The following is a 12,020-nucleotide window of genomic DNA, read 5'->3' as shown; positions in this document are numbered from 1 at the left end:
AAATATGCAACAGGTAGTGATTTTAGGCTTTGATGGTGCTTTGGCTTCAGCAATTACAGGTGTCGTCGATTTATTTGCTATGGCTGGCGTGAGCTGGAACCGGATTCAGCAGCAGGATGTGCAACGCCTGTTTAAAGTCAGGATCGCCAGTCCAGATGGACAGCCAATTCGTTGTATTAATGGTCTGGAATTGCAAGCTCATTGTGCGTATAAAGAGATTCAAACAGCAGATATTCTGGTAGTGCCGACCATTGCCGCACCTATTCAAGAGGTACTGGATGAAAATCCAGGCCTGATTCAGTTTTTAACTTCCGCCCATGCACAATCCACCTTAATCGCTGGAAACTGCACCGGAAATTTCTTTCTGGCAGAAGCCGGCATTTTAGATGGACGTGTGGCGACAACGCATTGGGGATTTCAGGACATGTTTCGTGCCCGTTATCCTCAGGTCAAACTCAATGCCGATCTGATGATTAGCCGGGATCAGAATATTTACTGTGCAGGTGGAGGCTTGGCCTGGTTTGACTTAGGCTTGCATCTGATTGAACGTTTCTATGGTTTTGAAGTTGCCATGCAATCTGCCAAATCCTTTGTGATTGATTATCGACGTGATAGTCAATTGTCTTATTCATTAATGAAGATTGGTCAACCTCATCATGATGAACTGGTGCAAAAGATTCAGGACTGGTTAGAGCAGCATTTTCATGAAGAATTCACTTTGAATGCACTGGCAGAACGTTTTAATGTCACCACTCGTACTTTAATCCGGCATTTTAAGCAGGCGCTAAATATTGCACCGAATCAGTATCTGCAAGCCATTCGCATTGAAGCAGCACGCAAACGGCTTGAGGAAACTGATCAGGCAATAGATCTGATTATGCAAAATGTCGGCTATCAGGATCCAAGCTCATTTCGGCGTTTATTTTATAAAAAAACAGGGTTAACACCCTTAGAATATCGTCGTCGTTTTAGCCGACGTTTCTAGATTTTGATAAACAGAGAGATTCGAAAATCTCTCTTAACATACTTATTAGCTAAAGATGTCTTTACGTAAATAATGCGTATAAATAGTTGAGGCGATGCTTTGCAGGAAGCCAGTGAACATGATCCAATAAATGAAAACTTCACGTTCTAACCATTTTAGTCCGAAGCCTTCAAATCCGATGATGATCAAAAAGGCTGAACTAATCCCCAAAAATAAAATGTTATAGGACAATGATTTTTGTTTTAATAAAATCATGGTTCCTCTTTCGTCTTTGGCTTCCTGTGAGCACTCAAAGCGTATTTTATATATTTCACAGCAAATCACAGCAACCACAATACTTAAGATACTAGCCATCAATAACCAATATAGTGTCATGTTTCTTCCTCAGCATAACTAAACAGTTCCTCAATCGTGGTTTCAAGCACATTTGCTAACTTGAATGCCAGTATCAAGGAAGGGTTGTACTTCTCTTTTTCTAATGCAGCAATCGTTTGGCGGCTAACTGCCACTGCATCAGCAAGCTGTTGTTGTGTCCAACGTTTTTTAGCACGGGACACGATGATGTCATTCTTTAACATGTCTTTACTCCAACATCATTTAAAATGTAATATATATTTAACATTGTGTAAAATATATATTTCATAATGATAAAAATAAGCGTCATTTAAAAGAGTCGAAATATAAAAAAACGGGCTTGATGCCCGTTTAAAAAAGTATTGAATCAACTCGTTTAAGCTTTGACTGAGGTCGATTTAACCTTGCGGCCATGCAGCAGGTAATACCAGATCAGACAGCTAAAGGTAAGCAATGCAGAGAACAGATAAAGCTGACGATAACCCACCTGATCAAGCAGCATACCGAGGAAATAAGGTCCGAAACCAAGACCGGCATCTAGCGCAATAAAGAAAGTTGAGGTGGCCAGACCCATCCGTTGCAAGGTGGTACTTTTTACAGCAATGGTTTGACACACGGACTGGATATTCCCGAAACCAAAACCTAATAACGCGGCACTCGCCAGTAACATCACAGAGTTTTGTGTCTGACTCAGCATCAGAATACCTACTGCCATAATCACGATTGCAGGGTAGATAATGATGTTTTCACCTTTACGGTCCATTAATGGGCCAGTAAAAGGACGCGACAGCAGAATGGCAAAGGCATACATCAAGAAGAAGAAAGAGGCTGCTTCGACCAGATTGATGTCTTTGGCATAGAAGTGAATAAAGGACAATACGCCTGAATAACAGGTAGCCACCAGCAGGACAATCACTGCAATCGGCAAGGCATTGGGCTCTACATACTGAGCTAGCTTACTGGCAGATTGTGGAACAGAGGAAGTCGATGTACCACTCGCTTTAAGGCGCGGCGGCTGGATAAACAGACCGCAAATCAGGCAGCTGAACGCAACGATAGTGGTGAAGATAAAAATCACCTGATAATTAAAATTCGTCATCAGCCAGATCCCGACAAAAGGACCAATCGCTGTACCAAGCGTACTGCTCATACTGAAATAACCGATACCTTCACCACGTCGTGTTGCCGGAATGGTTTGCGCAATTACTGTGCCGAGTACGGTAGAGGCCATACCCATCATAAAGCCGTGGATCAGACGAATACCCAATAACACTTCTAGTTTGGCCGGAATCATATAAAGTCCGGAAAATAGCAAAAAGCCAGTCAGGCCAATCACTAGAGTATTTTTCAGCCCTAGACGATTCAGCAACTTCCCAATAAATAAGCGTCCAATTAGCGTTCCGACAATAAACAGACCGGATACCAGACCGGCTTGTGCAGTCGATGCTCCCAGTTCAGCGACCGAGAAACCGACAATCACAATCACCAGCAGGTAAAACACCAGAACAAGCTGGAAATTAACCAGACTGACCAGGACGAAATTAGGGGTCCATAAGCGGGCTTGATCTTGGCTCATTGTGGTGTTTCCTGAGATGAAGGGTGTAATTGCTGAATCAGCTGAACCAAAGTATTTTTACTGCTTTGCAGATCATCTGCGTCAATCTGTTGCAGTAACTGATCTTCAAAAGCATCAATCTGTTTAGAACACAGGTTAAAGGTTTTAACCCCTTGCTCGCTGAGTTTAAATACTTTTTGACGTTTATCTTCGGTTTCGATCTGGCAGATTAAGTCGAGTTCACTTAAATGCTGGATACGTTTGGTTATGCTTGGTTTTGAAACATTTAAATAGCTTGAAATATCAACCAGCGTGCATTGCTGTTGGGATTGAATGGTATAGAGCACTTGCCATAAGGAATAATTAAGTTGGGAGGATAACAAAATAGTATTGATTTCATCACTCATGAGTCGTGCACAACGCAGCAACAGTGAACGAAATCTGGAAGAGGGTTGAAACATATAGTTAACCTGGCTAACTAAATTGTGCCTAATTTACGCCTCTTTATTCAATTAGACAAGAGGGAAATTTTGAAAATTTTTGCATGGTTAACGTCTTTTTAACTAAGTTATTACAAGTCTTTAACCTGATTAAAAAATAATCAACAAAAGACTACATACTTTTAAGAATGATTCAGCCTAAGCTACCTAAGCACTAGAAAAATCCATCACTTAATAACTGAAGGGCAGATATGCCAAATAACACTGCATAGGTGAAGTTTATGACTCTGGGTTTAACTGCATTAGAGTTAGCACGTATACAGTTCGCCTTTACTGTATCTTTTCATATTATCTTTCCTGCAATTTCAATCGGATTGGCAAGTTTTCTGGCTATTCTGGAATGGCGCTGGCTAAAGACTAAAAATCCGATTTTTCAGGATCTGTTCAAGTTTTGGGTCAAAATTTTCGCCGTCGCATTTGGTATGGGCGTCGTATCCGGTGTGGTAATGAGCTATCAGTTCGGAACCAACTGGAGTGAGTTTTCCCGGGTCGCTGGAAGTGTGACCGGACCCTTGCTGGCTTATGAAGTTTTAACTGCGTTCTTTTTAGAAGCCGGATTCCTGGGCATCATGCTCTTTGGCTGGGATCGGGTTGGCCCACGAGCACACTTTTTCTCCACTTTAATGGTCGCAGTTGGCACCTGTATTTCCATGTTCTGGATTTTATCTTCCAATAGCTGGATGCAGACCCCACAAGGTTTTGCGATTGAAAACGGCCTAATCGTCCCGCAGGACTGGGTAGCGATCGTATTTAACCCGTCTTTTCCTTATCGTCTGGCCCATATGGCGATGGCCGCCTTTTTGGTCTCGGCCTTACTTGTAGCTTCAACAGCGGCATGGCATCTGATCAAGGGTCGTCGCGATCCTTTAGTTAAAACTTCATTTTCCATGGCCATGTGGCTGATTCTGGCACTTGCACCTTTACAGATTTTTGTGGGGGATATGCATGGTCTGAATACACTTGAACATCAGCCAGCCAAACTGGCCGCGATGGAAGGCCATTGGGAAACCAATCATGATGAAGGAATGCCTTTATACCTGTTTGGGATTCCAGACATGCAAGCGGAAGAAACCAAATATGCAATTGGTATTCCTAAATTGGGTAGCCTGATTCTGACGCACTCTATGGATGGAAAAGTCACGGGACTTAAAGATTTTGCGCCTGAAGATCGACCCAATTCACTGGTCGTGTTCTGGAGTTTCCGGATTATGGTCGGGATGGGTATGTTGATGCTCTTGCTTGCATTATGGGGGCTATGGTCACGTACCCGAGGACGTTTTTATGAGTCACGTGGTCTGCATCGTTTTGCACTCATCATGGGTCCATCCGGATTTCTTGCCATGCTGGCAGGATGGTTTACCACAGAAGTCGGCCGTCAGCCTTGGGTTGTCTACGGCATTATGCGGACCAAAGATGCATTATCACCAGTGTCCGCTGAACAGGTTGGTTTGACCTTGATTATCTTTGTGGTGGTGTACTGCGTTGTTTTTGGCGTAGGAATTTTCTACATGTTGCGCCTAATGCATAAAGGTCCAGAATTTATTCATTCCAGACCACACCATGAATCGGATAGCGATGTGGTTCAGGCTTCCCGTCGACCATTGAGCAGTATTCGCGAACGTATTGAAGAGGTTCCTGAACATCCGGATCAGGAGGATAAAAAATGATTGATTTATCATTAATTTGGATTGCGATTATTGGACTGGGTGTACTGGTCTATACTATTCTCGATGGTTTCGATCTGGGCATTGGCATTCTATTTCCATTCTTCCCGCATCAGGATGAACGCGATGTCATGATGAATACGGTCGCTCCGGTCTGGGATGGTAATGAAACTTGGATGGTTCTAGGGGGCGCTGGATTATTTGCTGCCTTTCCATTGGCTTATTCGACGGTACTCTCAGCACTGTATATGCCGATTATCCTGATGGTGATCGCCTTGATTTTTCGTGGTGTTGCTTTTGAGTTCCGTTTTAAGGCGAATAAAAGCAAACACTGGTGGGATAAAGCTTTTATAGGTGGATCGATCGTCACCAGTTTCTTGCAAGGGATGATTCTGGGTGCATATATTCAGGGAATTGAAACACGAAATGGTGTCTATGTAGGTGGTGGTCTGGATTGGCTCAGTCCATTTAGTATCTTTACAGGAATCAGTGTCGTGGTGCTATATGCAGCATTAGGCTGTGGATGGCTCATTTATAAAACCGGTGATGATTTACAGGATCGCATGTTTAAACTGATGCCGAAGCTGATTATAGCCTTATTGATTATTCTAGGTGCTGTTAGTGTTTATACGCCGTTGACCCATCCGCAAATTGCGGAGCGCTGGTTCAGCCAGCCTCAATTTACCTACTTTATGCCCGTACCGATCCTGGTCATATTGTTTACCTGGCTGGCCTTACGTGCCTGTAAAAGACGCAGTGAACTAGGCCCATTTTCCTATATGTTAGTGCTGGTATTCCTGGCATATACCGGTTTTCTGATTAGTCTGTGGCCTTATATTATTCCACCATCAGTCACGATCTGGCAGGCAGCGGCGCATGAAAATAGTCAGTTATTTGCTTTGATTGGAGCCTTAGTCCTGATTCCGATTATCGTGATTTATACCTGCATGTCCTATTGGGTATTCCGACACAAGGTGCGTGTTGGTGATGATGGTTATCATTAAGGAGCAGGTATGACACGCAAACAGATAGTATGGTTTGTAGGCTTATGGCTTGCAGGTTTTTTGACACTGGCACTTATTGCAGGGGCATTCCGCTTTCTGGTGCATTTGGCCTATTAGGTCATCATATGAACTGAACAAGCAAAAGGGATTTGTTAGTACAGATCCCTTTTTTATAAGCTAAATTTTAGATCTTAAAAATCAAGATGAGGCTTTGATCTGTTTACGATACACACTTGGACGGACAGGGCGGCTATTTTTCCATAACCCTTTTTTCTGCTTTTTGGCTTTATTCTGTAGTTCCATCATATAGCGTAAATGGTTTTTATCCCGGATATATTCCTCATAAACCCATGCCGCACCACGTTTCACAATCTCTTCATTGATATTCTTGCGATAACGATAGACCACACCGACACAGCGACCATATCGGTCAATATCAGTAATTTATACACGAATCATTTTATTTTTAACCATACTTTGAACCAGGCGTAGCGATTCCTTACCATAGGCCTGTGAAGATTCAGGTGCATCGACATAAGCAAAGCGCAGTTTGGTCTCAGAGCGACGGATATTAAAACGGTAGCAGGTGAGGGTATCGCCATCACTGACAGCACTAACCCGGCACCAGTATTTCTTACCTTTCTTAAAGGGGCGAAATAGGTCCTTTAAATACACCGTAATTTTATGCAGTAGATAATAGGAAAAACACAGAAGTACGAAGCCCAGCACAATTTGCCAGGTGGTGGAGAGATGTAACAAGGGCAAGATCCAAATCAGCAAAAACAGCCGCATAAACACAGCTAAAAGTCGAGCCATTTTAGATCAAAGCCACTCCGCATAAGGCTTAAAAAGTCATCAATCAGTGTTTAGTTTTGTACCGATAAAATAGCCTAAGCACTATCAAATTAAGCCAATCTCAATCCTAAAACCTGATAATAAAATAGCCTAAGCAATTTTAAATCATCTGATAAATAGCCTAAGTAAAAATTTTATAAATTTCATTTCTCAAAAATTGATGTCTTTTATTTTCTTGCAAATCTTTATGCCAATACATCCCCATATTAATTTTCGGCAGTTGTACAGGAACGTCAAAAATATTCAGACAGTTTGCTAACTGTAGATGTGTCAATACATTTTTAGGAATTGTCAGCATGGCAGTCTTTTGCTGTTCCAGAATTTGCAGGGCTGTGGAATAGTGCTGACAACGTAAAAAAATCTGCCGGGAATAATGTTTTCGACTTAAATATATATCTTCAACTAAAACTCCCGTACGGCGTGAGGAAACGCCAATATGAGGTGAGGCCAGATAAATCTGTTCATTCATTTCTGTTTGTTGTGTACAGACCACGAATTCATCTTGTACAAGTCGTTCAAACTGAATTTTTTCACTAATACTTTGCTCCAGATCAATGACAAAATCGACCTGTTGAGAGGCGAGATCTGCAGCAATATTTTTACGGTCGAGTTTCATGCTACTCAGCTGAAGATCCATGTTAATTTTTTGAAAATGTTGAACCAGTTTTGGAAATATCATGGGTTCAATTTCATCATGTACAGCGATTTTTAAGCTATGAATCAATTCCGGTCTGAATTGCTGATGCTGCATCGAAATATTCTGAATCGCAAAAAGTGCATTTTTAATTTCAGGATAGATCTGATCCGCAAACGGTGTGGGCTGCATCTTGCTACCCGTTCGTACAAATAAATCATCCTGTAAATGCTGTCTTAAACGTTGTAAAGCATGACTGGCCGCTGACTGGCTTATCGATAGAATTTGCGCGGCTTTAGAAATACTGTTTTGTTCATAGATGGCAATAAAAAGTGGATAAAGATTAATATCAATACGATGAAAATTTCGTAGGTCCATCACGGTTTTTGAATGAATACTATGCATACTGCTATATGGAATTAAATCATTTTATTCATAATATATTTTGGGTTAAGGTGTTGTAAAGCGTATGAATTAGAATATTCAGAGGGATAAAGCAATGTTTGAGTTGTCTGCACAAGCACAGGATTATTTAAATAGAACAAAAAAGTTTATTACTGATGAAATTGAACCTGTCGAGGCTGGTTTCTGGCATCAGGTGCATCAACTGAATCAAGGTGGCGACTGGACCAAATGGCAATGGCCGGCAGAGCTTGAAATATTGAAAGATAAAGCCAAAGTGGCAGGTCTCTGGAATATGTTTTTGCCTTGTCCAGAATTAGGTCAGGGATTATCCGTTCAGGAATATGCACATATCGCTGAACTTTCTGGACGAAGCCTGATTGCACCTACCGTCTTTAACTGTAATGCGCCAGATAGCGGTAATATGGAAGTATTGTGGCGCTATGGTTCTGAAGAACAAAAACAGCAATGGTTGATACCACTTCTGGAAGGGAAAATCCGTTCAGTGTTCTGTATGACTGAACCTGCTGTGGCTTCAAGTGATGCTACCAATATGCAGGCGACGGCAGTAGTTGAAGGTGATGAAATTGTTTTGAATGGTAGTAAATGGTGGTCTTCGGGTTTGGGAGATCCGAATGCCAAAATCATCATCTTTATGGCACATACACCGGATGAATCCAAAGACCGTCATCATCAGCATTCCATGGTTTTAGTTCCAGTCGATACTGCAGGCGTGAAAATTGAACGGATGCTTCCAGTCTTTGGTGATTATGATGCACCACATGGCCACGGCGAAGTCAGCTTCGATAATGTTCGTGTTCCAGTTTCGAATTTTATTGGGGGTGCAGGTCAAGGCTTTGAAATTGCCCAAGGGCGTTTAGGGCCAGGCCGTATTCACCATTGTATGCGTTGCATTGGTGCTGCTGAAAAATCATTAGAACTTATGATTGACCGGGGTATGAGCCGTACCGCATTTGGTAAAGAGATTTTAAAACTGGGTGGTAACCTGGAACGTGTCGCAGAAGCTCGCGTTGCCATTGATCAGGCTCGATTATTAACCTTGTATGCTGCCTATAAAATGGATACTTTAGGGAATATGGCAGCACTGACTGAAATTTCTGCAATTAAAGTCGTTGCGCCAAGTGTACTGGAAAAAGTTGTGGATATGGCGATTCAGATCCACGGTGGTGCGGGTGTTTCTCGTGATACACCGCTGACCGGATTCTTTGCCCAAGCCCGTGCCTTACGTCTGGCTGATGGTCCGGATGAAGTGCATAAAGGTATGATTGCCAAGCTGGAACTGGCAAAACGTGGTTATAGCACACGTCGTAAAAAATAAGCTGGCTTTATATACAGAACATTGAAACGTATTAGAAGATTTTAAGGAAAAATTATGGCGGTCATTGATGTAGGTGGGTCAGTTCGTGAAGGTGAGGAACTGGATGTACAGGCCATCACAGATTGGTTAAATCAACAAGGAGTAAATGTAGAAGGTCCTTTAGAGCTTACTCAATATTCCGGTGGAGCTTCAAACTGGACTTATCGTTTGCAATATGCCAATGCCGATTTGATTCTACGTCGTCCGCCTCAAGGGACTAAAGCTAAATCTGCGCATGACATGGCACGTGAATATCATGTACAAAAAGCTTTGGCTGAACACTATCCAGTCGTACCTGAAATGGTGGCACTTTGTCAGGATGAATCAGTCATTGGCTGTGATTTTTATGTAATGAAACGCATTGAAGGGGTTATTCCGCGTGCCAAGCTGCCGCCTGAATTACAACTGACTGAACCAGATATCCAGACTCTATGTATTAATGTGATTGATAAGCTGATCGAACTACACCAAGTTCCTTACACTGGTACAGAACTGGAAAAGTTAGGCAAAGGTGAAGGCTATTGCCGTCGTCAGGTAGAAGGCTGGGATGCACGTTACGAAAAAGCCAAAACATTAAATGTTCCATCTTTTAAATACGTGCGTAACTGGCTGAAAGATAATATTCCATCTGATTCTAAAACCTGTGTCATTCACAATGACTGGCGTTTTGATAATGTCATTTTGGATCCAGAAAATCCAACTGAAGTTATTGGGGTGCTGGACTGGGAAATGGCCACCCTGGGTGATCCGCTGATGGACTTGGGTTCTGCCTTGGCTTATTGGGTAGAAGATACGGACAATGCCATTTTTAAAGCAACACGTCGTCAGCCCACCAATTTAAAAGGTATGTTTACCCGTAAAGAAGTGGTGGATTACTATCTGGAGAAAACCGGTCTGCAACCGGAAAACTGGACATTCTATGAAGTGTTTGGGATTTTCCGTCTCTCAGTGATTGCTCAGCAGATCTATTACCGTTATTACCACAAACAAACCAACAATCCGGCCTTTAAGGATTTTTGGGTAGTGATTCATGCCTTGCATATCCGTGCATTAAAACTGATTGGTCTACAAAAGCTTGAAGCCAATGACATTGCACAAAAATATATCCTGAAATTTAAAGAGTTAATGCAAAAATGACCACCATTTACTTGATCCGGCATGGACAGGCATCTTTCGGGGCAGCCAGTTATGATCAGCTTTCACCAAATGGGGAACTACAGGCAAAATTGCTCGGTCGTTATTTTGATGAAATTCTGAAAGAAGCACCGTATGTAATGGCTGGTTCTATGCAACGTCATCAACAAACGGCGCAGTTATCTCTAGATGAATGTTTTCCTGAAAGCGAGATTTTGACCGATAGTGCCTGGAATGAGTTTAATCATCAGCAGGTCTTTGCCCGTTATGAACCGCGTTTTAATCAGCCAGAACTGCTGAAGCAGGATGTCTCAGAACATGCCAATCCGCGAGACTATTTGAGCAAAATCTTTAGTGGAGCGATTGCTCGATGGACCTGTGATGATTATCACCACGAATACGATGAATCCTGGCCCAATTTTAAAAGCCGTGTAGAAACCGGTTTGCAAAATTTATGTGATCAGCTTGCGCAAACTAAACCGCGCTATGCAATCGTGTATACCTCGGGTGGTGTCATCTCTGTCGCGGTAGGCAAAATCCTGGGTCTGAGTCCAGAGAAAACTTTCGCTTTAAACTGGGCAATTACTAATACCAGCATTACTACATTACGTCTGGTCGGAAATAAACCCCAGCTACTCAGCTTGAATGAACATCATTTTATTAAAGCACAACGTCCAGACCTGCTAACCTGGATTTAAAAATTTTTGAAGATAAAACACCTTAGAAAAAAATAAAGGGATAGGGTAAAAATATGGCTAAAACGATTTTAATTACTGGTGCAAGTTCAGGGATTGGTGCCGGTATGGCACGTGAATTTGCAAAAAAAGGGTATAACCTGGCGATTTGTGCACGTCGTCTGGAACGTTTGGAAACTTTGAAGCAGGAACTCGAAAGCCAATATGATATTAAAGTCATTGCCAAAACACTGGATGTGACCAATTATGATCAGGTTTTTGAGGTTTTCCGTGCCTTTAAAGAAGACTTTGGCACCATTGACCGGATTATTGTCAATGCCGGTGTAGGTGAAGGCCGCCGGATTGGTAAAGGTAATTTTGCAATCAATAAAGCCACTGTCGAAACCAACTTTATTTCTGCATTGGCACAATGTGAAGCTGCAGTGGAAATTTTCCGCGCACAAAACTCCGGTCATCTGGTGATGATTTCATCGATGAGCGCAATGCGTGGTATGCCAAAACACTTGACCGCTTATGGCGCAAGTAAGGCAGGGGTTACACATCTGGCTGAAGGCATTCGTGCTGAGCTAATTGATACACCAATTAAAGTTACGACCATTTTCCCAGGCTATATTCGTACTGAAATCAATGAAGGCGCGAAAAAATTACCGTTTGAAGTGGATGAGAAAACGGGTTCACGTCTATTGGCAGAAGAAATTGAAAAAGCGCCAGTCAAGGCTTATGTACCGAAGTGGCCTTGGTTGCCACTCGGTTTGGCAATGAAAGTATTACCGCTAAAATTAGTCAATAAATTAGGTTAAAACTTCAATTCAAAAAAGCTCCATCAGGGGCTTTTTTAATTCGCAGATTCAAATACCAAG

Annotated in this window: 13 protein-coding genes and 1 pseudogene; 8 read left to right on the top strand and 6 right to left on the bottom strand. The window is 42.2% G+C overall.

The window, feature by feature from the left end; all coding sequences use genetic code 11:
* Positions 1-4: 4 nt before the first annotated feature.
* Positions 5-985 (top strand): GlxA family transcriptional regulator, encoded by a 981-nt coding sequence (locus B3143_RS04275; RefSeq protein ID WP_104426062.1) that lies wholly within the window; start codon positions 5-7, stop codon positions 983-985.
* 45 nt (positions 986-1,030) lie between these two features.
* Here B3143_RS04275 and B3143_RS04270 read toward each other — a convergent pair whose 3' ends face one another.
* The 4 genes from B3143_RS04270 to B3143_RS04255 form a co-directional block, all read right to left on the bottom strand.
* Positions 1,031-1,360 (bottom strand): hypothetical protein, encoded by a 330-nt coding sequence (locus tag B3143_RS04270; RefSeq protein ID WP_104426063.1) that lies wholly within the window; start codon positions 1,358-1,360, stop codon positions 1,031-1,033.
* The gene (locus tag B3143_RS04265; protein WP_208462256.1) at positions 1,357-1,563 is read right to left on the bottom strand and encodes a helix-turn-helix transcriptional regulator; all 207 of its coding nucleotides are present in this window, start codon (positions 1,561-1,563) and stop codon (positions 1,357-1,359) included. The genes B3143_RS04270 and B3143_RS04265 overlap by 4 nt, the downstream gene beginning before the upstream one ends.
* Positions 1,564-1,715: 152 nt before the next feature.
* A complete protein-coding gene (locus B3143_RS04260; RefSeq protein WP_208462257.1) occupies positions 1,716-2,915 on the bottom strand; it encodes an MFS transporter in 1,200 nt (399 codons plus the stop codon).
* Entirely contained in the window at positions 2,912-3,355 is a 444-nt protein-coding gene (locus B3143_RS04255; RefSeq protein WP_004785531.1) for a MarR family winged helix-turn-helix transcriptional regulator, read from the bottom strand. Before B3143_RS04255 ends, B3143_RS04260 begins: the two co-directional genes overlap by 4 nt.
* 260 nt (positions 3,356-3,615) lie before the next feature.
* Between B3143_RS04255 and B3143_RS04250 the strand changes: the two genes are divergently transcribed.
* Genes B3143_RS04250 through B3143_RS04240 form a run of 3 tightly spaced genes read left to right on the top strand, consistent with a single transcriptional unit; the run spans position 3,616 to position 6,179 of the window.
* Positions 3,616-5,061 (top strand): cytochrome ubiquinol oxidase subunit I, encoded by a 1,446-nt coding sequence (locus tag B3143_RS04250; protein ID WP_208462258.1) that lies wholly within the window; start codon positions 3,616-3,618, stop codon positions 5,059-5,061.
* Positions 5,058-6,062, top strand: a complete 1,005-nt coding sequence (gene cydB, locus B3143_RS04245) for a cytochrome d ubiquinol oxidase subunit II (RefSeq protein ID WP_005235864.1) — start codon at positions 5,058-5,060, stop codon at positions 6,060-6,062. Before B3143_RS04250 ends, cydB begins: the two co-directional genes overlap by 4 nt.
* A 9-nt stretch (positions 6,063-6,071) precedes the next feature.
* The gene (locus B3143_RS04240) at positions 6,072-6,179 is read left to right on the top strand and encodes a DUF2474 domain-containing protein (RefSeq protein ID WP_104426067.1); all 108 of its coding nucleotides are present in this window, start codon (positions 6,072-6,074) and stop codon (positions 6,177-6,179) included.
* Between the two features lie 81 nt (positions 6,180-6,260).
* Here B3143_RS04240 and B3143_RS04235 read toward each other — a convergent pair.
* Positions 6,261-6,878: pseudogene (locus B3143_RS04235) on the bottom strand (thermonuclease family protein).
* A gap of 160 nt (positions 6,879-7,038) precedes the next feature.
* Positions 7,039-7,956, bottom strand: a complete 918-nt coding sequence (locus B3143_RS04230; protein ID WP_208462259.1) for a LysR family transcriptional regulator — start codon at positions 7,954-7,956, stop codon at positions 7,039-7,041.
* Between the two features lie 94 nt (positions 7,957-8,050).
* On the opposite strand from B3143_RS04230, the gene B3143_RS04225 reads away from it, so the two are divergent.
* From B3143_RS04225 to B3143_RS04210, 4 genes are read left to right on the top strand one after another with little or no spacing between them, the layout of a single operon-like run.
* Positions 8,051-9,292 carry an acyl-CoA dehydrogenase family protein gene (locus B3143_RS04225; RefSeq protein WP_208462260.1) on the top strand — a complete coding sequence of 414 codons (1,242 nt, stop codon included), beginning with the start codon at positions 8,051-8,053 and terminating at the stop codon, positions 9,290-9,292.
* Positions 9,293-9,346: 54 nt separating this feature from the next.
* The gene (locus B3143_RS04220) at positions 9,347-10,468 is read left to right on the top strand and encodes a phosphotransferase family protein (protein ID WP_208462261.1); all 1,122 of its coding nucleotides are present in this window, start codon (positions 9,347-9,349) and stop codon (positions 10,466-10,468) included.
* Positions 10,465-11,163 carry a histidine phosphatase family protein gene (locus B3143_RS04215; RefSeq protein ID WP_208462262.1) on the top strand — a complete coding sequence of 233 codons (699 nt, stop codon included), beginning with the start codon at positions 10,465-10,467 and terminating at the stop codon, positions 11,161-11,163. Before B3143_RS04220 ends, B3143_RS04215 begins: the two co-directional genes overlap by 4 nt.
* A 53-nt stretch (positions 11,164-11,216) precedes the next feature.
* Positions 11,217-11,960, top strand: coding sequence for an SDR family oxidoreductase (locus B3143_RS04210; protein ID WP_208462263.1), 744 nt, complete (start codon positions 11,217-11,219; stop codon positions 11,958-11,960).
* Positions 11,961-12,020: the final 60 nt, after the last annotated feature.

It is taken from the genome of Acinetobacter sp. UBA1496 (assembly GCF_002324975.1).
GTDB lineage: Bacteria > Pseudomonadota > Gammaproteobacteria > Pseudomonadales > Moraxellaceae > Acinetobacter > Acinetobacter variabilis.
The sequence above is the reverse complement of the archived record's forward strand: the minus strand, read 5'-3'. Positions and strand labels throughout refer to the sequence as shown.